Consider the following 21714-nt stretch of genomic DNA (forward strand, 5'->3'; position numbering starts at 1 on the left):
GATCCCCGCGCTGCCCGTCCGCGAGCCGCGTGTCACTTCTGGTACACCGCCCGGCCCGACGGGGTTCCCACCCCGCCCGCACTAATCCGAGGACCTCTGGTCGCCCTCGCTCCTGGGCTCGCCGAGGGACTTCGCGATCTCCACAGCCCGCGCCTTCGACCCGACCCCCTCCAGCCGCAGCGTCACATCCGGAACGTCCAGGGCGCCCGACCGGTGCATCCACAGCAGCGTCGGCCCGGCGGTCCGCCGCTCGCGGGTGTAGTGGGAGCCGGCCGCGTCCACCAGCCAGAAGCTCAGCAGGTGCGGCCGCGGAAACCACAGAGCGGTGTCATCGACCGCCCGGAGGTCCGAGGGGCCTCCGTCCAGCGAGAGCCATTCCGGCTGCTCTCTCACAGTCTTGGTGAAGCCGATGTCCAGACGGGCCCGGTACTCGTCCAGCCGGACGGTCCTCCCTCGCTCACGCCAGCACAGGGTCGCCAGGGACCGCGCCCGCGGTTCGGCCGTCACCGTCACCACGTCCGGAGCGCCGAGCGCCGTCGGCACCAGCGGCTCGAACCCCGCCCGCCGCTCGGCCTGAGCGAGTGACACCGAGCGCCCGCAACCGGGCACCTCGGTCCCCGGCGAGGGCACCGCCGACGGGTCATAGCGCACCTCGACCCCGCCGAAGTGGAACCAGTCCAGGACCGCCGCCCGCACCGGAGGCGTGAGCGCGAGGACCGCCAGCAGCCCGCACAGGGCCGCGATCAGCGAACGCCACCGCGCCCGCGTCCACCGCCGCACCGCCCGCAGCCGCTCACCGGGACCCGCTGCCTGGGCCACCGGGACCGGCAGCCGCTCGGCGAGTATCTGCTCCAGCACCCGCTCCACCATCGACTCGGCCCCGCCCGCACCCGGCGTGTCCAGCGAACGCCCGAGCGCCCGCAGCTCCTCGGGCAGCCGGGACGCCCGCTCACGCGGGCTGTCGGCTGCGCCGTCGTCGCCGTAGGACTCACTCACGCTCATCACCCCCTTCCCGAGGCTCGAAATCAGGCAGCAGCTTGCCGAGCTTGCGCAGCGCGCGGTTCAGCCGGGACTTCACCGTGCCCCGGGGCCAGCCCAGGGCCTGGGCCGTCTCGGACTCGTCCAGCTCCAGCAGATAGCGGTAGGTGACGACCAGACGGTGCTCCACGCTCAGCCTCTCCAGCGCGGACTCCAGTGCGGCGCGGCGCTCTATCTGCACGGCCGCGACCGCCGGGTCCGCCGACTCCGGTATCAGCGGCTCGGCCCCGGTGAGAGCCGCCTCGCGGCCGACGAGCGTGCGCTGGCGCGCCGCCGTCCGCACGGTGTTCCTCGTCTCATTGGCCACGATCGACATGAACCACGGCTTGAACGCCGAGCCCTCCTTGAAGCGGCCCAGCGAGCAGTACGCCTTGACGAAGGCCTGCTGCACCACGTCCTCCGCGTCCGCACCCGCCCCGAGCGCGGCGGCCGCTCGCAGCGCCAGGCCCGTATGCGCCCGCACCAGCTCCGCGTACGCCTCCGGGTCTCCGGCGCGTACGCGTGCGATCACCGCGGCCTCATCGACGATGCGGCCCCCCTCCCGCGTCCTCACACGATGGGTACACCGCCCGGACCGAATCGGTTCCCACCCGTGGCGCATCTGTTTCCGACTGGTTCCGGATCGGCCCCCGACACCTGAGAGAATGGTGAGCATGGCCTCTGACCGACCCCGCGTGCTCTCCGGAATCCAGCCCACCGCAGGCTCGTTCCACCTCGGCAACTACCTCGGCGCCGTCCGCCAGTGGGTGGCTTTGCAGGAATCCCACGACGCGTTCTACATGGTCGTCGACCTGCACGCGATCACGATTCCGCAGGACCCGAAGGAGCTCACGGCCAACACCCGCCTGGCCGCGGCCCAGCTCCTCGCCGCGGGCCTCGACCCCGAGCGCTGCACGCTCTTCGTCCAGAGCCACGTCCCCGAGCACGCCCAGCTCGCCTGGGTCATGAACTGCCTCACCGGCTTCGGCGAGGCCTCCCGCATGACCCAGTTCAAGGACAAGTCCGCCCGGCAGGGCGCCGACAGCGCGAGCGTCGGCCTGTTCACGTACCCGATCCTCCAGGTCGCGGACATCCTGCTCTACCAGGCCAACGAGGTCCCCGTGGGCGAGGACCAGCGTCAGCACGTCGAGCTGACCCGCGACCTCGCCACGCGCTTCAACGGCCGCTTCGGCGAGACCTTCACGATCCCGAAGCCGTACATCCTCAAGGAGACGGCGAAGATCTACGACCTCCAGGACCCGTCGATCAAGATGAGCAAGTCGGCGTCCACGCCGAAGGGTCTCATCAACCTCCTCGACGAGCCGAAGGCCACCGCCAAGAAGGTCAAGAGCGCGGTCACGGACACCGACACCGTCATCCGCTACGACGCCGAGAACAAGCCGGGCGTCAGCAACCTGCTCACCATCTACTCGACCCTGACCGGCACCGGTGTCCCGGAGCTGGAGCAGCAGTACGAGGGCAAGCTCTACGGCGCGCTCAAGACGGACCTCGCCGAGGTCGTCGTCGAGTTCGTCACGCCGTTCCGGGAGCGGACCCAGCAGTACCTGGACGACCCGGAGACGCTGGACTCGATCCTGGCCAAGGGCGCGGAGAAGGCCCGCGCGGTCGCCGCGGAGACCCTCTCCCAGACGTACGAGAAGGTGGGCTTCCTGCCCGCCAAGCACTGACCGCCGCCGCAGCCCGTCGGCACCGCCCGCCGGGCATGGGGCGTACCACCGCACACCAGCACCACCGGGCAGAGCGCTGCACATCACTATGCCTGCGCCTGCCCACAGCACAGCCGTGGCCGTACAGTCGATAGCCGGACGGCTGGGAACGAATCCGACAGGACGACAGGGACGAACAGGAGACGACGTGGGGACCGTAACGATCGGTGTGTCGATCGCGGTCCCGGAGCCTCACGGCAGCCTGCTCCAGGAGCGGCGCGCGGGCTTCGGCGACGCCGCGGCTCACGGCATCCCCACCCATGTCACCCTGCTGCCGCCCACAGAGGTCGCGGACACCGCGCTGACCGCCATCGAGGCGCACCTCACCGAGGTCGCCGCGGCGGGTCGGCCGTTCCCGATGAAGCTGTCCGGCACGGGCACCTTCCGGCCGCTGTCACCCGTCGTCTTCGTCCAGGTCGTCCAGGGCGCCGACGCCTGCACCTGGCTCCAGAAGCAGGTCCGTGACGCCTCGGGGCCGGTCTCACGGGAACTCCAGTTCCCCTACCACCCGCACGTCACGGTGGCCCACGGCATCGACGAGGCGGCCATGGACCGCGCCTTCGAGGAGCTCGCCGACTTCGAGGCCGAGTGGCCGTGCACCGGCTTCGCGCTCTACGAGCAGGGCGCCGACGGGGTGTGGCGCAAGCTGCGCGAGTTCACCTTCGGGGGATCGGTCGTGCCGCCCCAGGCCGGCCATGTGGAGCGTGGCTCCCAGCCCACGAGTCAGCTGTAACTCCTGGTACAGCCGCTGTAACCGCGGTTCCACCGGCCGTACCCGCAGCTCCACCACCCCCGTACCTGTAGTTACAGCGGCAGCCGTCGGAACACCGCCCGCGGCACATGCCGCAACGCCGTCATCACCACCCGCAGCGCTCCCGGCACCCACACCGTCTCCGAGCGGCGCCTCAGACCCAGCTCGATCGCCGTCGCGACGGCCTCCGGAGTGGTCGCGAGGGGTGCTTCCTCGAGACCGGCCGTCATCCTCGACCGCACGAACCCAGGGCGTACGACCATGACGTGGACGCCCGTGCCGTGCAGGGCGTCGCCCAGCCCCTGTGTGAAGACGTCGAGGCCGGCCTTGCTGGAACCGTAGATGAAGTCGGCCCGGCGGGCACGCTCGCCGGCGACGGAGGAGAGCACGACGAGCGAGCCGTGCCCCTGGGCCTGCAACGCGCGCGCGGACACCAGGCCGGCCGAGACGGCGCCCGTGTAGTTGGTCTGCACCACCCGCACCGCGGCGACCGGGTCACGCTCGTCGTGGGCCTGGTCGCCGAGGATCCCGAAGGCGAGCAGCACCATGTCGATGTCGCCCTCGGCGAACACCTTGCCGAGCACCGCCTCGTGGGACTCGGGGTCCAGCGCGTCGAAGGCGACCGTGCGCACCTCGGCCCCCAGGGTGCGCAGTTCCGTGGCGGCCGACTCCAGGCCGGGCGAGGGGCGCCCGGCCAGCCACACCGTGCGGGTGCGACGGACGACGAGACGGCGGACGGTGGCCAGGGCGATCTCGGACGTACCGCCGAGGACGAGCAGGGACTGGGGGATGCCGAAGGCGTCCTTCACGAACAGCTCCTTGGGAGGGCCTGGGATCTTCAGTGGCTTCAGAGGGCTCAGAGGCTCAGAGGGCCGCGGTGGGGGCGGTGCGGCCCCATCCCGTGACGGGAACGGTGTCGGCAGACATGCCGTGACCGTATCGCCGCTATAGCGGCAATTCGCCCGTAAACCTCGCCTCTCTCCCCGAAATGGGTGATTAGTGGGATGTCGCTCGATATTGCCGGAGTTCCGGCTGCGGTGACGTGAACAGTGAGTACCCATGGATCGCAAGGACCACCGGCCTCCCGGCGCTCCGGGCCCACGGCGACGACAGGTGGTGCTGCACGATCGCGCCCTCGCCGTCATCGCCCTGATCTGGCTCGCGATGTACGGTCTGGCGGTGGCCAAGTGGTAGTCGGCTGACACCGCTCCACCGCACGGCATGCGCTCCACCGCACGGCATGCGCTGCCCGCACGCGTTTTCGGGGTACTCACACATCGGTCTTCCACACGGAGGGCAAGATCCGGTCATGGACTGGCTGAAGAGACTCCCCGTCGTCGGGCCGCTCTGGGTGCGCCTGACGGCCACGCACGCGTGGCGGTCGTACGAGCGGCTGGACCGGGTGAAGTGGACCCGGCTGGCCGCGGCGATGACGTTCACCAGCTTCGTCGCGCTGTTCCCGCTGCTCACCGTGGCCGCCGCGATCGCCGCCGCCACGCTCAGCACGAAGCAGCAGGACGACCTCCAGAACAAGATCGCAGACCAGGTGCCCGGCATCTCCGACCAGCTGAACATCGACGACCTGGTGCAGAACGCCGGCACCGTCGGCCTCATCGCCGCGGCCGCCCTGCTGTTCACCGGCATCGGCTGGGCCGGCTCGATGCGCGAGTGTCTGCGCGCGGTGTGGGAGTTGCCCGACGAGGACGAGAACGCGATCCTGCGCAAGGGCAAGGACCTGGGCATCCTGGTCGGGCTCGGCGGCGCGGTCCTGGTCACGCTCGCCATCTCCACCGTCGCCTCGGCGCTGGTCGACCGGATCGGTGAGGAACTCGGCCTCCAGGAGGGCAGCGCGGGCCGGGTCCTGCTGCGGATCGCCGCGTTCGGCATCGCCGTACTCGCCGACTTCCTGCTCCTGCTGTACGTCCTGACCCTGCTGCCCGGCGTCGAGCCGAGGCGCCGCCGGCTGCTCGTCGCCGCGCTGACCGGCGCGGTCGGCTTCGAGCTGCTGAAGCTGCTGCTGAGCGGCTATATGCAGGGCGTGGCGACGAAGAGCATGTACGGCGCGTTCGGCGTCCCCGTCGCCCTGCTGCTGTGGATCAACTTCACGGCGAAACTGGTGCTGTTCTGCGCCGCGTGGACGGCGACGGGGAGCAAGGAGCAGGAGCTCACGGACGGGGCGAGCGACGACGTACCAGATCCGGCAGCGGCCAGCGGCGGTTGACCAGGAACGCGGCGCCCGCGAGCAGCACGACGAGGCCGCCGGCGATCGCGAAGGCGGTCTCCATGCCCCGGGAGCCGCCGTCGGCCGTGGCGGACGCGACGGGCTTCGCCGAGGCCCCTGGGCCCGCCGACTGACCGGAGCCGCCGGAACCCCCGCCGGCCTCACCGGCGGTCCCCGACTGTGCGGCACCCTTCGGCGGCACCAGCTCACCCACCGGCTCCACCTTGCCGGCCGCGCTGAAGCCCCAGTCGAAGAGCTTCGCGGTCTCCTTGTAGACCTCGTTGTGCCCTTCTTTGGACGGGTTCATGACGGTGACGAGCAGCACCCTGCCATTGCGCTCGGCGACCCCGGTGAAGGTGGCGCCGGCGTTGGTGGTGTTGCCGTTCTTCACACCTGCGATGCCCTGGTACTGCGAGATGTCGTAGTCGCCGCTCAGCAGCCGGTTGGTGTTCTGGATCTCGAAGGGCTTGCGGACGACCTTGCCCTTCTTGTCCTTCTTCGTCTCGCCCGGGAACTTCGCGGTGACCGTGGAGCAGTACTCGCGGAAGTCCTTCTTCTGCAGGCCGGAGCGGGCGAACAGGGTCAGGTCGTAGGCGGAGGAGACCTGGCCGGGGGCGTCGTAGCCGTCGGGGCTGACCACGTGCGTGTCGAGGGCCTGGAGCTCCTCGGCGTGCTCGTTCATCTCCGTGACGGTCTTGGCGACGCCCATGTTCATCGCCGACAGGACGTGCACCGCGTCGTTGCCGGAGCGAAGGAAGACGCCGAGCCACAGGTCGTGGACCGTGTACGTCTCGCCCTCCTTTATCCCCACCAGGCTGGATCCGGCCCCCATGCCCGCGAGGTCGGAGGGGACGACCTTGTGCTGCTCGGTCTTGGCGAACTTCGGCAGCAGGGTGTCGGCGAAGAGCATCTTCATGGTGCTCGCCGGGGGCAGCCGCCAATGCGCGTTGTGTGCGGCGAGCACATCGCCGGACTCGGCGTCGGTGACGATCCAGGACCGAGCGGTGATGTCCTTCGGCAGCACCGGGACCCCGCTCGCGAGATTGACCTGCGTGCCCGCGCGCCCGAGCCGTGCCCCGCCCACGGTCGACATCTTCGCCGGGGGAGTGGCGCTCGGGGAGGTGCTCGGTGACGGGCTGGGAGCCGCGAGGGCGAGAGGCGCGGTCAGCGCGAGGGACGACAGGGCGGCGGAGGTGACCAGCAGGGATCGCCCGGCGGTCTTCTTCAGGGGAGCGGACACGCTCAGGAACGTACATGCCGCGGACCGTGAAGTCCCGTTGCCCTCCCCACCCCGGCCACCCGACCGGGTGGCGGCCCGCGATACTGGACCCATGAAGCTCAGCCGCCCCGTCTCCTGGTTCCTGCTCGCCTTCGGGGTGTGGAGCTGGATCATCTGGATCACTTTCGTCAAGAACCTCGTCAAGGACGCCAGCGGGCTCGCGTTCGACGACGCGGGCGACCCCACGGGGTACTTCTGGGTGCACCTGCTGCTGGCCGTCGTCTCCTTCGTATTGGGGACGGGCGTCGGGCTCATCGGGTTGCGTGGAGTGCGCGCACTGCGCCGGAACTCACAGCCGACCCCCGAGAGTTAGCAGACCGTGGTCATCGTCTTCGCACTGCTCGCCCTGACCGTCCTCGTGACGGCCAACTGGTACCTGTGGCGCCGCCTGTTCCGCGACACCACCAGCGGCCCCGGCCGGGCCCGCCGCGTGGGGGCGGTGCTGATCGGCGGTGGCTGGCTGCTGGCGATCGGTGCCCTGGTCGCGGAGCGCACAGGTGCCCCCTTCTGGCTCCAGAGGGTGCTCGCGTGGCCCGGCTTCCTGTGGCTGGCGCTGTCGATCTACCTGCTGCTCGCGGTCGTGGCGGGAGAGCTCGTACGGCCCCTGCTGGGGCGTTTCCTCGAACGCCGGGACCGGCGCGGGGAGCCGGCCGCGGCCGCCGTACCTCATCCGGAGCGGGTGCCGGCGGGTGCGCCCGCCGAGAAACCGCGGGAGGCCGTCCGCCCGTCCGAGGAGCCGGGAGCCGAGGAGCAGCGGGAACCCGGCCCGGCCGCCCTCGGCACCGCCCCCTCCCGCCGCCTGTTCGTCTCCCGGGTGGTCGCCGGAGCCGCCGCCGCGGCCGCCGTGGGGACCGTCGGTCAGGGCACCTACGGCGTTCTGCGCGGGCCGAGGGTCAAGCGGGTCACCGTGCCGCTGGCGAAGCTCCCGCGCGCGGCGCACGGCTACCGGATCGCGGTGGTCAGCGACATCCATCTGAGCCCGGTGCTGGGCCGCGGGTTCGCCCAGAAGGTCGTCGACACCATCAACTCCACCAGCCCCGACCTGATCGCGGTCGTCGGCGACCTGGTCGACGGCAGCGTGAAGGACCTCGGCCCGGCGGCCGCCCCCCTCGCCGGGCTCGAGGCACGGCACGGCTCGTTCTTCGTCACCGGCAACCACGAGTACTTCTCCGGCGCCGAGCAGTGGGTCGAGGAGGTACGGCGGCTCGGTCTGCGCCCCCTGGAGAACGACCGCACGGAACTGGCGTGGTTCGACCTCGCCGGCGTCAACGACATCGCGGGCGAGAGCGAGGGCCAGGGCCCCGACTTCGCCAAGGCACTCGGCGACCGGGACACGGCACGCGCGTGCGTGCTCCTCGCCCACCAGCCGGTCCAGATCCACGACGCGGTCGACCACGGCGTCGACCTCCAGCTCTCCGGCCACACCCACGGCGGCCAGCTCTGGCCCGGCAATCTCCTGGCCGAGGCCGCGAACCCGACGGTCGCCGGCCTGGAGCGCTACGGCGACACACAGCTCTACGTCAGCCGCGGCGCCGGCGCCTGGGGGCCGCCCACGCGCGTGGGCGCCCCGTCGGACATCACGGTGATCGAACTGGCGTCCAAGCAGGCATGAAACGAGGCCGGGAGGATCTTCGCAAGGGGAGGCTGTGAGAGACCTGTGAAACATGGCTGAAACCCCTTGCGGTAACGTCTTGCCCAACTCGACAAATCCCTCTTCCCCCAGGTGAAACACCTGTGATTAGGTGATCCGCGCCACTAGGGGGTGGCATGTGCACTGGGACCCACAGGGGTCCGGGGAGGGCAAACCGATGCGGTCGGTTCGCACGCGGGTTCTCGCGACGCTGCTGGTTCTGGGGGTTGTGGGAGTAGGCGGCTGGCAGTTGCTCCCGTCCGAAGGCGGGACGGGCAGGACGATCAAGGTGGGGACGACCGACGAGGTCACCTCACTCGATCCGGCCGGGGCCTATGACGCCGGTTCCTGGGCGCTGTTCAACAACGTCTTCCAGTCACTGCTGGCCTTCGAGCCGGGCAGTGTCACACCCGTGCCCGACGCGGCCGAGAGCTGTGCCTTCGAGGGCAGTGACCTTCGGACCTACCGCTGTGTGCTGCGCGAGGGCCTCAAGTTCCCGAGCGGCCGCGAGATGACGGCCAAGGACGTCAAGTACTCCTTCGACCGGGTCAAGAGGATCAACTCCGACGTGGGCCCGGCCGCCCTGCTGGACACCCTGGAATCGGTCGGCGCCAGTGGCCGGACGGTCACCTTCCGGTTGTCCTCGCCCGACGCCACCTTCCCGTTCAAGGTGGCCACAGGGGCCGGCGCCATCGTCGACAGCACCAAGTACCCCGCCAACTCCCTGCGCACCGACAACGGCGTGGACGGCACCGGGCCGTACGAGCTGGAGACGTACACGAAGGGCAAGAAGGCGGTCCTCGCGCCCAACGGCGACTACCAGGGCGAGATCAAGGGCACCGGCCGCCCGGTCGAACTCGACTACTACGGCGACTCGGACAAGCTGAACAGCGCCTGGAAGGCCAAGCAGCTCGACGTCGCCTACCGCCAGCTGCCGCCGAACGTCCTCGCCGGACTCAACCCCAGCGACCCCGGCCAGCGTGTCTCGGAGGCCGACAGCTCCGAGGTCCGCAACCTCTACCTCAACACCCGCGCGGGCAAGCCGCTGCACGCCGTCAAGGTGCGTCAGGCCATGGCCTGGCTGATCAACCGCGAGCAGCTGGCCGCCTCGGTGTACGAGGGGACCGTCGACCCGCTCTACTCGCTGATCCCGGCCGGCATCAACGGCCACACCACGTCGTTCTTCGACGCCTACCCGGAGCCGAGCGTCAAGAAGGCGCGCGCTCTGCTCACCGAGGCGGGCGTGACCACGCCGGTCAGCTTCACCTACGGCTACGGCCTGAACAGCGGATCCGCCGCCGCGGAGGCCAAGGAGCTCAAGAAGCAGCTGGAGGCGAGCGGCCTGTTCAAGGTGACGCTCAAGGGCTACGAGTGGACCGACTTCCAAAAGCGCTGGGCGACCGGGAAGCTCGACGCCTACGCGGTCGGCTGGGTGGCCGACTACCCCGACCCGGACACCTACGGTTCTCCGCTGGTCGGCACCCACGGCACCATGAACACCGGCTACAGCAGCAACGAGGTCGACCATCTGATCCAGGACAGCCAGCGCTACGCCGACCGCGGTGAGGCCGAGCAGGACTTCCGCGACCTGCAGACGTCGGTGGCCCACGATGTGCCGGCCATCCCGCTGTGGCAGGCCAAGGAATACGTCGTGACCACGGAGGACGTCGGCGGCGGCCAGTACCTCTCGGACGGCACGGGAGTCTTCCGGCTCTGGCGCCTCGACTGGATCTGATCCCGACGAGATCGCGCCGGAGCGAACGTGTTGAGGCGCAACTCCTTCCGGCTGCCCCGGCACCCGGCTTCCGTCGGTCTCGCCCGGCGCCGGGTCCGGGAGCATCTGGCGGACTGGGGCCACGGACCGGCTGATCCGGTGGCGGCCGACGCAGTCCTGCTGGTGTCGGAACTGGCCACCAACGTGGTGCGCCACGGTCCGCTCCTGGAGCGGGAGTTCGAGGTCGCGGTGACCGCCCTCGCGGACGGCTCCTGCCTCATAGAGGTCTCCGACGAGGGCCGGCTGGAGCCCCGGCCGCGGGTGGCCGGCCAGCTCGAGGAGACCGGCCGCGGACTGCACGTGGTGGAGAACGTCGCCGCCGCGTGGGGGGTGTGGAGCCGGGGCCGGCACGGCAAGACGGTGTGGGCCCTGGTGGTGGCCGACTGAGCGGGCGTACGCGGCGGACTGTGCGCAGGCTCGCCGAGCACGTCCGGGCGGGCGGTCGACATCACTGCCCCGCGCATGCCCGCACCGGCAGGGTGACCGTCACCGCCAGCCCCTCGCCCGGCGCCGTGCGCACGGCCACCTCGCCGCCGTGGGCCCGCACCACACCCTGCACGATCGCCAGGCCGAGGCCGCTGCCCGCCCCGCCGCCGACCCGGAAGAACCGGTCGAAGACACGGGCCGCGTCGTCCGCGGACAGCCCCGGTCCCTCGTCCGCGACACACAGCCGTACGACCCCGTCCGCGCGCTCCACCCCCAGCCGCACCGGCACATCGGCGGGTGTGTGGGTGCGTACGTTGCCCATCAGGTTGCCCAGGACCTGTCTGAGCCCCGACTCGTCGGCCTGCACCAGCAGGGCGCCCTCGGCGGCGACCTCGACGGGCCGGTCGGGCTGCTGCACCCGCAGATCCTCCGCCGCGTCCCGCACCAACCGGCTCAGGTCGACGTTCCTGAGCCGCAGTTCGGGCTGCTGGTCGAGGCGGGCGAGGGTGAGCAGTTCGTCCACCAGCCGCCCCATGCGGTCCGTCTCCGCGAGGACCCGGGTCCAGGCCCGCTTTCGCTCGTCCGGGTCGGAGAGCATGCCCTTGTCGTACAGCTGGAGGTAGCCGCGTATCGCGGACAGCGGGGTGCGCAGCTCGTGCGAGGCGTCGGCGACGAAGCTACGCAGCTGGGCCGCGCTGCGCTCGCGCGTGCGGTACGCCGACTCCACCTGGTGGAGCATGGAGTTGAGGGCGACCCGCAGCTGCTCGACCTCCAGGGTGGCCTCGCCGCTGGAGGGGATGCGCCGGGTCAGATCGCCCTCCGCGATCGCCGAGGAGGTCTCCACCATGTCCTCCAGCGGCCGCATCCGGCGGCGGACGCTGAACATCGTCAGACAGGCCAGCAGCGCGAGCAGCAGGCTGCCGATGGCGAGGTCGAGCCGGACGGCCTTGGCGACGCCCTCGTGCAGGACGTCGGTGGGCGCGGCGAGCAGCGCGTACGTGCCGTCGCCGAGCCGGGCCGCCGTGGCTCGGTAGGTGGAGCCGTCCAGGGTGACGTCGTGCGGCTCGGAGTCGGCGGCGAGCGGGCGCGGGTCGCCCACCGCCTTCGCCAGGTTCCGCTGGGACCGGCTCGGATCGAAGCCGAGGATCCCGATCGGCTCGCCCTTGCTGTCGACGGCCGCGAAGACGGTCCCCGCCGAGCGCTCCTCGTCGTCGCGCGGGGGGATGAGCCGGTCGCGGACGAAGCTCAGCATGCTCAGCGAGTCGATCTCCCGCAGCGTGAGCTGCGATCCGCCCAGCGAGTCCCGGGTCTTGATGAGCTGGCTGTCGATCTGGTCGAGCAGGTAGTACCGCATGCCCATCACGCTCACCGCGGTCGCCGCGACGATGCCGATCGCGAGCAGCACCACATTGGCCAGTGTCAGCTTGCCGCGCAGGGAGTGGATGCCGGGTCGGCGACGAGGCAGGGGCAACCTCATGCGAGCCCGTATCCGACACCGCGCCGGGTGGTGATCACCGGCGGCCCCAGGACGTCCAGCTTGCGCCGCAGATAGCTGATGTAGGTCTCGACGACGGTCGACTCGGGCGGGGTGTGCTCGTACTGCCAGACGTGGCGCAGGAGTTGCTCCTTGGGGACGATCCGGCCGCCGTTGCGCACCAGGAAGCGCAGCAGCGCGTACTCCGTCGGGGTGAGCTGGACCGTGCGGCCGTCGCGGTGCACCGAGTACGTCGTCTCGTCCAGTTCCAGGTCGCCGTAGCGCAGGGGCGGGCGCTGCGGAAGGACGTCGGCGGGCCGGGTGCGGCGCAGGACGGCGGTGATCCTGGCGACGACCTCGTCGATGTTGAACGGCTTGGTGATGTAGTCGTCGCCGAAGCCGAGGGCGCCGACGATCTCGGCGGGGGAGTCCCGCGCGGTGAGGAAGACCAGGGCCAGGTCGGGTCGCCGCTCGCGCAGTTCACGGCCGAGGGCGCGGCCGTCGCCGTCGGGCAGCATGACGTCGAGCAGGGCCACGTCCGGGCGGGTGCGGTCGGTGAGCGCGAGCGCCTCGCGGACGGAGCCCGCGACCATCACCTCGAAGCGGTGGTAGCGCAGGGCGATGGCGAGGACGTCGGCGATGCTCTCCTCGTCCTCCACCACCAGCACGGTGCCCGGACTTCTCGTCTCTCCCCCAGTCATGCCCCCAGTATCGGCCGGGCCACTGACAGTCGGACCGGTTCGCCCTTTGGAGTTCCTTGAGAGTCATGGGTGTCTCATGTCCACGCGTGTGTGCCGCCGCCGATCCTGTTGCCAGGACCTGGGGGACCGACCGACGACCGACAGGGGAGTGTGGAGCGTGGCGGTATTGGCACGCTGGTGCTATAGGCACCGGCTGGTGGTCCTGTTGCTGTGGGTGGGGGCGTTGTTCGGGCTCGGCTTCTCGGCCTCGACGGCGGGCACGAACTACGCGAACGTGTTCTCCCTCCCCGACACGGACTCCAAAAGCGCGTACGACCTGATGGAGAAGGCCTTCCCGAACACCTCCGGCGACACCGACACGGTGGTCTGGAAGGTCGCCGACGGCTCGGTGCGGGACCAGGCGGTGCGGGACCGGATCCGGCCCGCGCTGGACGACATCGCGAAGATGCCGGGCGTCGGGGCGGTGACAAGTCCCTACGACGCCCGGGGCGCCGCGCAGGTCAGCCGGGACGGCACGATCGCGTACGCCGAGGTGACCTTCGCCAAGCGGGCGAACGAGGTGCCCAAGGAACTCGTCCAGGACGTCGTCGACACCGCGCAGGGCGCCGAGCGGGCCGGTCTCCAGGTGGAACTGGGCGGCCAGGCGATCCAGCGTGTGCAGGAGCCGCCGCAGGGCCTGTCGGAGGGGGTCGGTATCGTCGCGGCGGCGATCGTGCTGTTCCTGGCGTTCGGCTCGTTCTTCGCCATGACGCTGCCGATCGCGATCGCGATCTTCGGCGTGGGCACGGGCCTGTTCGCCACCCAGCTGCTCAGCCACACCACCGACGTCCCCGACATCGCCCCGCTGCTGGCCTCGTTGATCGGCCTCGGCGTCGGCATCGACTACGCGCTGTTCATCGTCACCCGGCACCGACGCGGCATCCAGCGGGGCCTGGAGCCCGAGGAGGCGGCGGCCACCGCCCTCAACACCTCGGGCCGGGCGGTGCTGTTCGCGGGCGGCACGGTCTGCATCGCGCTCGCCGGCATGCTGGTGACGCAACTGCGCTTCCTGGACGGCGTCGTGATCGGCACCTCGCTGACCGTGGTGCTGAGCGTCCTGGCCGCCACGACCCTCCTGCCGGCCCTGCTCGGCTTCCTCGGCCCGCGGGTGCTCAGCCGCCGCCAGCGGCGCAGGCTGGCCGCTCAGGGACCCGAGACGGAGGGCGCCTCGGGTCTCGCCGCCCGCTGGTCGACGGCCCTTGAGAAGCGCCCGCGCAGGACCGCCGCGCTCGCCCTGGTCTTCATGGCCGTGCTGGCCGTTCCGGTGCTGTCGCTCCGCCTCGGCGCCACCGACCAGGGCAACGACGACGCCTCGACGACCACCAGGAAGGCATACGACCTGCTCGCCGAGGGCTTCGGACCGGGCTTCAACGGACCGCTCCAGGTGGTCACCGAGGGCGGCGACACGACCGCCCTGGTCAAGGGCCTCCAGGACGCGCCCGGGGTCGCGCGGGTCGCCGCGCTGCCGCCCGCCCAGGGGGTCACCGTCATCCAGGTCGTGCCGACGACCTCACCGCAGTCCGTGGAGACGGACCGGCTCATCGACCGGCTGCGGGACGACGTCATCCCCTCGGCCGGGGTGGAGGCGCACGTCGGAGGGGTGACGGCCGTCTCGAAGGACTTCTCGACCGTCACCGGCGACCGTCTCCCGCTGTTCATCGCGACGATCATCGGACTCGGCTTCCTGCTCCTGCTGGTCGCCTTCCGCTCGCTGGTGGTGCCGCTGACGGCCGCCCTGATGAACCTGATCGCCGCAGCGGCGTCCTTCGGCGTCCTGGTCGCGGTCTTCCAGTGGGGTTGGGGCCTGGAACTGCTCGGTCTCGGCAAGGAGGGCCCGATCAACGCCTTCCTGCCGGTCATCATGCTGTCCCTGCTGTTCGGGCTCTCGATGGACTACCAGGTCTTCCTGGTGAGCCGCATGCACGAGGAATGGGTGCACACACGCGACAACGCGCGCGCGGTGCGCGTCGGCCTCGCCGAGACCAGCCGGGTCATCAACTCCGCCGCCCTGATCATGGTCTGCGTGTTCATGGCGTTCGTCCTCAGCGGCGACTCGGGCGCCGCCATGGCGGGCGTCGGACTCGCCGCCGCGGTCGCCCTGGACGCCTTCATCCTGCGCACGGCCCTGGTACCGGCCGCGATGCATCTGCTCGGCGACTCCAACTGGTGGCTGCCCAAGGGGCTGGAGAAGCGGCTGCCGCACCTGGCGGTGGAGCCGAAGGAGGAAGCGGCACCTCCGGCCGGGCCCCGCGGGGACAGTGGCCCGGCATCGGCCGTCCACGGCTTCGTCCGTACGGCGGAGGGGGAACCCATAGCGGGTGCGGCCGTCATGCTCCTGTCGGGCGGAGGGCGTCAGCTGGACCGAGTGGAGTCGCTGGCCGACGGCTCGTACATCGTCTCGGTCCCGGCGCCGGGGACGTATCTGCTGTCGGCCACGGCCGCGTCGTACGGCTCGCGCGCACGGCACGTCGACGTGGGTGAGGGACCGCTGGTGTACGACGTCGAACTGGTCGAGGGCGAGGTCGACGCCGTCAACTGACGTGACATGACTACGTCTTCCTGCCGGGGTCCGGCATCACCTTCGTCATCCCCGGCAGGAAGTCCGTGAACAGCTCGTGGACCTCTCGTACAAGAGGCCTGAGCACCCGGAAACGGGCCAGCGACACACCTCTCGCGGTGAGCCGGGCACCGCGCTCCGCGAGCCGGTAACTGCGCTCACGGCCCTCCGTGCGGTCGAAGATCCAGTACAGGACGAGCCCCATCTGGGACAGCCACATCAACTCGGGCAGGATGTCCCGCAGTTCCTCGGGCACCTTGGTCCTCGTCGCGCCCCGCAGCACCTCGCGATGCACGGCGATCGCCTCCACGCGCGCGTGCTCCGACTCGGGCGAGAAGGGGCTGAGCGGACTGTCGGGATCGGCGGCGTTCTTGAAGAACTGCACCGCGAACTCGTGATACGGCTGCGCGATGTCCAGCCAGACCTTCAGAACCCCGGCGAGACGCGCCTCCAGGTCGCTCTCCCGGGCCAGGACCTCGCGGACCGCCACCTGGTGCTCGGCGGCGATCCGGTCGTAGAAGCCCTGGATCAGGTGTTCCTTGCCGGCGAAGTAGTAGTACGCGTTGCCGACGGAGACGCCTGCCTCCTGGGCGATGGCCCGCATGGTGGTCTTGTCGTACCCCCGCTCCTGGAACAGCCGCATGGCCGTCTCCAGGATCAGCGCGCGAGTCTGTTCGGACTTGGTGGACGGCGCGGAGCCCTCTTCGGGGCCTTCGTTCTTGGCGGGCACAACAAGAGAGCCTAGCCAGTGGCGCAGGTGCCGCTGTCGCACCCCGGTGGAGTGCGGGTCCAGCCCAGACTCGGGTCGTACGACCACCCGTCCGTCCGCCGGTACACCTGCCCGCCCCACCCCGCGCCCCCTGGACGCGTCCCGCCCCACTGCGCCCCGCGCCACTTGGCCGCGGCGAGCACGGCCCCCCTGGCGAACCGCGCACCCGACGGTGTGCTGAAGCGATGCGCGAGTCCCCTTTGCTCGCGCAGCGCCCACAGCGTGACGATCCAGGCGGCCGTGGAGCGGTAGATCTGTCCGGAGTCGCCGATCACGGTGATCTCGTCGAGGGTGGCGCGGTGATCGAGCCCCGGGAACCGCCGCCGGGCCTCCTCCGACCCGGCCGGCACCAACTCCAGCGGCACCAGCTGCGGCTGCCGTACGAGCCAGTCGCGCAGGAAGGCGCACAGCGAGCACTCGGCGTCGTACAGGACGGTGAGCCGGCGGACCGGGGTGCGGTCCGCCGTGCTGCCGGTGGCTGCGCCTGTCATGCCCGGACCCAGTCCTGCGGCGCGACCGGCGGCACCTGCTCCCGCTCCATGGCGCCCCGCCTGCGGATCCGGTTGAGGACGTACACATTGGCCAGGTGCATCACGCCGAGCACCAGCAGCACCACGCCCAGTTTCGTGGACAGGGCCTCGAAGACGCCGCGCGTGTCCTCGATCGTGCCGTCGCCGCTGAGGTACAGCGCGACGAACCCGAGGTTCACGAGGTAGAAGCCGACCACCAGGAGGTGGTTTACGGCCTCGGCGAGCTTCTCGTTGCCGCGCAGCACGTCGGCGAGGAAGATCCGTCCGTTCCTGCTGAGCGTGCGGGCCACCCAGACGGTCAGGGCGATGCTGACGATGAGGTAGATGACGTAGGCGACGACCGTGCGGTCCATGCGCCTCCCCCTTCTTGAACGCGTTCAAAACGCTGACAGGGGAGACACTAGACCTCCTTTTGAACGTGTTCAACTCGCTGGCGAAGAGGTCTGCGTCACGTGTGCGCGTGCCGCAGATCTCAGGCGCGCCGGCCGAGCTCCGGGCGCTTGGTGTAGTCGGTGAACCCGAGGACGTTCCCCCAGGGGTCGGCGATCTCGGTGGTCCAGCCGGTGGCCACGGAGAAGGGCTCGTCGAGCAGTTCGACGCCGGACGCGCGCAGCTCCCGGGCGGCGGTCCTGGCGTCCGGCACCTCCAGCCACACGCGTGTGGCGGGCCATGGCGGCGGCCGGTGTCCCAGTCCTTCCTCCTGTCGGAGCAGGATCCCGGGCGTCTCGCCGCCGACCTTCAACAGGGCGATACCTGCCTCGTCGAGCCGGAAGTCCACCGTGAAGCCCGCGCGCTCGTAGAAGGAGACGGCCTCGCCGAGGTCCCCGACGGGCAGCAGCACGTTGTCGAAACCGAGCAGTTCGTACGACTCGTCATCTGACATGTCGTCAGATTAAGCCGCGGGTGACGGAACGGGCTTCTGCGACGCGGTGTCCGTCGGGCATGATGACCGGGCGCATTGTCGTCTTTTCGCGGGTCCTCCCGCTTCGGTCCCCAGGAGCAGTCCCCCTTGAGTGAACAGCAGGGTCACGAACAGCAGGACCCCGAGCAGGGCCCCCAGCCGGGATATCAGCAGCAGGGCCCGCAGCCGGGTCACCCGCCGCCGGGCCCGCAGCCCGGATATCAGCAGCCGGGCCCCCAGCCGGGGTACCCGCCCCCGGGTTACCCGCCCCCCGGCTTCCCGCCGCCGGGCTACTACCCGCCCCCGGGGACGTACACCGGAGACCCCAACGCCCCCTACGGCTACGACCCGTACGGGCGGCCGTACTCCGACAAGTCGAAGGTCATCGCGGGCATCCTCCAGCTCACCCTCGGCGGCTTCGGCGTCGGACGCTTCTACCTGGGCAACGTGGGGATGGGGCTCGCCCAGCTCTTCACCTGCGGCGGCCTGGGCATCTGGTCGCTGATCGACGGGATCCTCCTGCTCACCGGGAACGACCACACCGATGAACAGGGCCGGATCCTCCGCGGCTAGGGCGCGGGGGACCGAGCCCTTGGTGTCCCCGCGACGCTCCCTCCTCCGGCACCCCGCGACGGCACCCTCGGCGGTGCTCGTCGCGGGTGCCGCCGGTGCGGTGTACCTCTACCGCACCGACCCGCACGAGCCCGGCCACGTACTGCCGCAGTGCCCGTTCCGCATGCTCACCGGCCTGCTCTGCCCGGCCTGCGGCGGCACCCGCATGGTGTACGACCTGATGCACGGCCACTTCGGCGAAGCGTGGCTGGACAACCGGGCCCTGCTGCTCGCCTCGCCGTACGCCCTGGTCCTGCTGGGCCGCTGGGCGTGGGCGGGCCTGCACGGCCGCCGTTGGCGTCCCACGCTGAGCCCCCGGGCGCAGGTGGTCGTCCTCGCGGTGGCCCTGGCCTGGACGGTGGCCCGCAACGTCGTCTGACCCACTGCCGTCCGGGGCCCGTTGTCAGTGCCGCCTCGTACTGTCTTCGGCATGGGAATCGTGACGTTCGTCGACGAGACGACAAGCGGGAGCCGTAGCGACGGCTGGGGGCTGGAGATCGCCGAGGAGCGGCTCGCCGTGCGCGAGTTGATCCGCCGCCGGGTCTTCCAGGAGGTCGCCGAGTACAACGCGCGCACACCCGCCGTCTTCCAGGGCCTGGTCCAGCCCGAGAACACCGAACGCGTGCTGAACGGCTACGCGTTGCGCACGCCCCGCCGTATAGACCCCGAGACCCAGACCGAGCTCGCCCTCAAGGCCTTCTCGGGCAACGGCTTCCTGGTGCTGGTCGGCGATCGTCAGGTGACCGAGCTCGACGAGGAGATCGACCTCGTGCTCGGCACCGAGGTGACGTTCCTGAAGCTCGTCCCGCTGGTGGGTGGCTGACCATGAGCCGGATCCAGAAGTACAAGGACCTGATCGCCCGCCGCGTCGCCGACGACGAGCCGGAGGAGCTCGCCGCCGACCTGCTAAAGGCCGCGATCGCCAACAACGGCAACTGGACCGGCCTGTGGGACGGCGTCCTCGCCCGGCTGCACGAACTGCCGTCGGAGGCGCGGTCGCGGGTCGCCGACGGCCTCGTCACCCAGTACCACTCCGAACAGGCGGGCCCGAACGCCCGGGAGAACGCGCTGATCCTGCTGGGCATCGTCTCCCGCGACCTGCCGCCCCACGACCGCCTGACGGCGGAACGCCTGGCCCTGCTCGACACGATCTCCCGGCAGCACTCCTTCTGGTACGGCGCCCGCTACGAGAACCTCATCGAGGCAGAGCTGGCCGCGGGCCGCCCGATCGCACCCGCCGTCGTCGCCACCGTCCGCCGCGCCGTCCTGCACGCCTACCAGAACGAGGACCTGCCGAGGACGGCGAAGAAGCTGACCGAGCCGCCCCTCAACGTCGGCGAGGAGTGGGCCGAGGAAGCCCTGCGGGAGACCGACCCCGCCTGGCGGGAGCTGCTGGCGCACGCGGCGAGCGCCACCGCGGCCAAGCCCTCCGCCAAGTGGGACAAGCAGGCGACCGCCCTGGTCGACACGCTCGGCCCCGAGCGCGTCCGCGAGGCGGTGGTCCGCTGGCTCGCCCTCGTCGGCCGCCCCCGCACCTTCGAGCTGGACCGCGGGCGCTACGAACCGGACGTCAACAGCGCCTACGACCCCTACAACGCGAACGCTCTGCGTGGCCTCGCCTGGCTGCTCTCCCTCCTCCCGCCGCACCCCGACACCGCCCGCGCCCTCGGTGCCCTCGTCGAGACCTCCCTCAAGAAGGTCGCCGGCCTCGGCCCGCGCAACCCGAAGGTCGCCAACGCCGGGGTCAACGCCCTCGCCCGCGTCGACAGCGAGGCCGCCCTCGCCGAACTGGCCCGGCTGGCCACCAGGGTGACGTACAAGAACACCGCCAAACTGCTCGACGCGGCTCTGGAGGCCCGCGCCGTCGCCCTCGGCCTCAGCCGCGAGGAGATCGAGGAACTGGCCGTACCGGCGTACGGCCTGACCGGGGTCGGACACGCGGAGCACCGGCTCGGCGAGGCCACCGCGGTGCTCCAAGTCCAGGGCACCAAGGCCGTGTTGACCTGGCTCAACGCGAGTGGCAAGCCGGTGAAGACCGTGCCCGCCGCCGTACGACGGGACCACGCCGAGGAGTTGAAGGAGCTCAAGGCGACCGTCAAGGACATCGACAGGATGCTCTCGGCGCAGAGCGAGCGACTGGACCGCCAGTTCCTGGCCGACCGCACCTGGTCGTACGCCACCTGGCGCGAGCGCTACCTGGACCATCCGCTGGTCGGCACCCTGGCCCGCCGCCTGCTGTGGACGGTGGACGGCACGACGGTCGGTCACGCCGAAGGCGCCCTGCGCACGGTCACGGACGCCCCGGTCACCGACGGCACGGACGTCCGCCTCTGGCACCCGGTGGACCACACTCCCGCGCAGATCGTCGCCTGGCGCGACTGGCTGGAACGCCACGGAGTGACCCAACCCTTCAAGCAGGCCCACCGAGAGGTCTACCTGCTGACGGACGCCGAGCGCACCACCGGCACCTACTCCAACCGCTTCGCGGCCCACGTCCTGCGCCAGCACCAGTTCCACTCCCTGGCGGCGGCGCGGGGCTGGCGCAACAAACTCCGCCTGGCCGTCGACGACGAGGCCCCGCCGCCCGTCCGCGAACTCCCGCGCTGGGGCCTGCGCGCCGAGTACTGGATCGAGGGCGAGGGCGGCGAGGACTACACGGACATCACCGACTCCGGCACCTTCCTGCGCCTGCGCACCGACCAGGTCCGCTTCTACCCGATCGACGCCCCGGAGAACTCGGCCCACTGCGCGGGCGGCGTCTACCACATGTGGCTGCGCGACGGCGAGGACCCGGTGGAGCCCCTGCCGCTGACGCAGATCCCGCCCCTGGTCCTCTCCGAAGTCCTGCGCGACGTCGACCTGTTCGTCGGCGTGGCCAGCATCGGCAACGACCCCACCTGGCAGGACGGCGGCCCCGGCGGCCGCTTCCAGGAGTACTGGACGTCGTACGGCTTCGGAGAGCTCAACCAGAGCGCCGAGACCCGCCGCCTCCTCCTGGACCGCCTGATCCCGAGGCTCGCGATAGCCGACCGCTGCACCCTGGAGGGCCGCTTCCTGCACGTCAAGGGCGACCGCCACACCTACAAGATCCACCTCGGCTCGGGCAACATCCTGCGCACCCCGAACGACCAGTACCTCTGCATCGTCCCGAAGTCCAACGCGTCCGCTCCGCAGGCCGGTTACCTCCCCTACGAGGGCGACCGCATGCTCGCGGTCATCCTCAGCAAGGCGATGATGCTGGCGGACGACACACGGATCACGGACCCGACGATCCTGAGCCAGCTGTGACCAGCCCGGCGTCCCGCC

23 protein-coding genes are annotated in these 21714 nt (G+C 70.8%); 13 read left to right on the top strand and 10 right to left on the bottom strand.

Features of this window, described 5'->3' with window-relative positions:
* Window positions 1-81: 81 nt before the first annotated feature.
* A complete protein-coding gene (locus ABZT93_RS02105; RefSeq protein WP_356097489.1) occupies window positions 82-996 on the bottom strand; it encodes a hypothetical protein in 915 nt (304 codons plus the stop codon).
* The gene (locus ABZT93_RS02110; RefSeq protein ID WP_356097491.1) at window positions 989-1549 is read right to left on the bottom strand and encodes an RNA polymerase sigma factor; all 561 of its coding nucleotides are present in this window, start codon (window positions 1547-1549) and stop codon (window positions 989-991) included. Before ABZT93_RS02110 ends, ABZT93_RS02105 begins: the two co-directional genes overlap by 8 nt.
* Window positions 1550-1691: 142 nt before the next feature.
* Between ABZT93_RS02110 and trpS the strand changes: the two genes are divergently transcribed.
* Together trpS and ABZT93_RS02120 are read left to right on the top strand one after the other, a co-directional pair.
* Window positions 1692-2705, top strand: a complete 1014-nt coding sequence (trpS, locus tag ABZT93_RS02115; RefSeq protein ID WP_356097493.1) for a tryptophan--tRNA ligase — start codon at window positions 1692-1694, stop codon at window positions 2703-2705.
* Window positions 2706-2892: 187 nt separating this feature from the next.
* A complete protein-coding gene (locus tag ABZT93_RS02120; RefSeq protein WP_356097496.1) occupies window positions 2893-3477 on the top strand; it encodes a 2'-5' RNA ligase family protein in 585 nt (194 codons plus the stop codon).
* 71 nt (window positions 3478-3548) lie between these two features.
* Here ABZT93_RS02120 and ABZT93_RS02125 read toward each other — a convergent pair whose 3' ends face one another.
* On the bottom strand, window positions 3549-4304 hold the full coding sequence (locus ABZT93_RS02125) for a decaprenylphospho-beta-D-erythro-pentofuranosid-2-ulose 2-reductase (RefSeq protein WP_356097499.1): 756 nt from the start codon (window positions 4302-4304) through the stop codon (window positions 3549-3551).
* 250 nt (window positions 4305-4554) lie between these two features.
* On the opposite strand from ABZT93_RS02125, the gene ABZT93_RS02130 reads away from it, so the two are divergent.
* Together ABZT93_RS02130 and ABZT93_RS02135 are read left to right on the top strand one after the other, a co-directional pair.
* Window positions 4555-4689, top strand: a complete 135-nt coding sequence (locus tag ABZT93_RS02130) for a hypothetical protein (protein WP_356098486.1) — start codon at window positions 4555-4557, stop codon at window positions 4687-4689.
* A gap of 115 nt (window positions 4690-4804) precedes the next feature.
* On the top strand, window positions 4805-5716 hold the full coding sequence (locus ABZT93_RS02135) for a YihY/virulence factor BrkB family protein (RefSeq protein ID WP_356097502.1): 912 nt from the start codon (window positions 4805-4807) through the stop codon (window positions 5714-5716).
* Here the strand turns inward: ABZT93_RS02135 and ABZT93_RS02140 are convergent.
* Window positions 5661-6956 carry a D-alanyl-D-alanine carboxypeptidase gene (locus tag ABZT93_RS02140; RefSeq protein ID WP_356097505.1) on the bottom strand — a complete coding sequence of 432 codons (1296 nt, stop codon included), beginning with the start codon at window positions 6954-6956 and terminating at the stop codon, window positions 5661-5663. The genes ABZT93_RS02135 and ABZT93_RS02140 overlap by 56 nt on opposite strands.
* 91 nt (window positions 6957-7047) lie before the next feature.
* Here ABZT93_RS02140 and ABZT93_RS02145 point away from each other — a divergent pair, with 91 nt between their 5' ends.
* The 4 genes from ABZT93_RS02145 (at window position 7048) to ABZT93_RS02160 (ending at window position 10786) form a co-directional block, all read left to right on the top strand.
* Window positions 7048-7308 (top strand): hypothetical protein, encoded by a 261-nt coding sequence (locus tag ABZT93_RS02145; protein WP_356097508.1) that lies wholly within the window; start codon window positions 7048-7050, stop codon window positions 7306-7308.
* 6 nt (window positions 7309-7314) lie between these two features.
* Window positions 7315-8607 carry a metallophosphoesterase gene (locus ABZT93_RS02150; RefSeq protein WP_356097510.1) on the top strand — a complete coding sequence of 431 codons (1293 nt, stop codon included), beginning with the start codon at window positions 7315-7317 and terminating at the stop codon, window positions 8605-8607.
* Window positions 8608-8803: 196 nt separating this feature from the next.
* Complete coding sequence (locus ABZT93_RS02155) at window positions 8804-10360, top strand: ABC transporter substrate-binding protein (protein ID WP_356097513.1); 1557 nt, start codon at window positions 8804-8806, stop codon at window positions 10358-10360.
* Window positions 10361-10387: 27 nt separating this feature from the next.
* The gene (locus ABZT93_RS02160; RefSeq protein ID WP_356097516.1) at window positions 10388-10786 is read left to right on the top strand and encodes an ATP-binding protein; all 399 of its coding nucleotides are present in this window, start codon (window positions 10388-10390) and stop codon (window positions 10784-10786) included.
* Between the two features lie 61 nt (window positions 10787-10847).
* Here ABZT93_RS02160 and ABZT93_RS02165 read toward each other — a convergent pair whose 3' ends face one another.
* Window positions 10848-12302: a HAMP domain-containing sensor histidine kinase gene (locus ABZT93_RS02165; RefSeq protein ID WP_356097519.1), complete on the bottom strand. Its 1455-nt coding sequence runs from the start codon at window positions 12300-12302 to the stop codon at window positions 10848-10850.
* On the bottom strand, window positions 12299-13000 hold the full coding sequence (locus ABZT93_RS02170; RefSeq protein WP_356097522.1) for a response regulator transcription factor: 702 nt from the start codon (window positions 12998-13000) through the stop codon (window positions 12299-12301). The genes ABZT93_RS02165 and ABZT93_RS02170 overlap by 4 nt, the downstream gene beginning before the upstream one ends.
* A gap of 166 nt (window positions 13001-13166) precedes the next feature.
* On the opposite strand from ABZT93_RS02170, the gene ABZT93_RS02175 reads away from it, so the two are divergent.
* Window positions 13167-15578: an MMPL family transporter gene (locus tag ABZT93_RS02175; protein ID WP_356098419.1), complete on the top strand. Its 2412-nt coding sequence runs from the start codon at window positions 13167-13169 to the stop codon at window positions 15576-15578.
* 10 nt (window positions 15579-15588) lie between these two features.
* Here the strand turns inward: ABZT93_RS02175 and ABZT93_RS02180 are convergent, their stop codons facing one another.
* The 4 genes from ABZT93_RS02180 to ABZT93_RS02195 form a co-directional block, all read right to left on the bottom strand.
* On the bottom strand, window positions 15589-16326 hold the full coding sequence (locus tag ABZT93_RS02180) for a TetR family transcriptional regulator (protein WP_356097524.1): 738 nt from the start codon (window positions 16324-16326) through the stop codon (window positions 15589-15591).
* A gap of 11 nt (window positions 16327-16337) precedes the next feature.
* Window positions 16338-16856: a DCC1-like thiol-disulfide oxidoreductase family protein gene (locus ABZT93_RS02185; RefSeq protein WP_356097527.1), complete on the bottom strand. Its 519-nt coding sequence runs from the start codon at window positions 16854-16856 to the stop codon at window positions 16338-16340.
* Window positions 16853-17248, bottom strand: coding sequence for a hypothetical protein (locus ABZT93_RS02190; protein WP_356097530.1), 396 nt, complete (start codon window positions 17246-17248; stop codon window positions 16853-16855). Before ABZT93_RS02190 ends, ABZT93_RS02185 begins: the two co-directional genes overlap by 4 nt.
* A gap of 119 nt (window positions 17249-17367) precedes the next feature.
* Window positions 17368-17778: a VOC family protein gene (locus ABZT93_RS02195; RefSeq protein ID WP_356097533.1), complete on the bottom strand. Its 411-nt coding sequence runs from the start codon at window positions 17776-17778 to the stop codon at window positions 17368-17370.
* A gap of 126 nt (window positions 17779-17904) precedes the next feature.
* Here ABZT93_RS02195 and ABZT93_RS02200 point away from each other — a divergent pair, with 126 nt between their 5' ends.
* Genes ABZT93_RS02200 through ABZT93_RS02215 form a run of 4 tightly spaced genes read left to right on the top strand, consistent with a single transcriptional unit; the run spans window position 17905 to window position 21696 of the window.
* On the top strand, window positions 17905-18369 hold the full coding sequence (locus ABZT93_RS02200; protein ID WP_356097536.1) for a TM2 domain-containing protein: 465 nt from the start codon (window positions 17905-17907) through the stop codon (window positions 18367-18369).
* Complete coding sequence (locus ABZT93_RS02205) at window positions 18341-18787, top strand: DUF2752 domain-containing protein (RefSeq protein ID WP_356097539.1); 447 nt, start codon at window positions 18341-18343, stop codon at window positions 18785-18787. The genes ABZT93_RS02200 and ABZT93_RS02205 overlap by 29 nt, the downstream gene beginning before the upstream one ends.
* 51 nt (window positions 18788-18838) lie before the next feature.
* The gene (locus ABZT93_RS02210; protein WP_356097541.1) at window positions 18839-19231 is read left to right on the top strand and encodes a hypothetical protein; all 393 of its coding nucleotides are present in this window, start codon (window positions 18839-18841) and stop codon (window positions 19229-19231) included.
* A gap of 2 nt (window positions 19232-19233) precedes the next feature.
* The gene (locus ABZT93_RS02215; protein ID WP_356097544.1) at window positions 19234-21696 is read left to right on the top strand and encodes a DUF4132 domain-containing protein; all 2463 of its coding nucleotides are present in this window, start codon (window positions 19234-19236) and stop codon (window positions 21694-21696) included.
* Window positions 21697-21714 lie beyond the last annotated feature (18 nt).

It is taken from the genome of Streptomyces sp. NPDC005303 (genome assembly GCF_040607335.1).
In the GTDB taxonomy this organism is placed as follows: domain Bacteria; phylum Actinomycetota; class Actinomycetes; order Streptomycetales; family Streptomycetaceae; genus Streptomyces.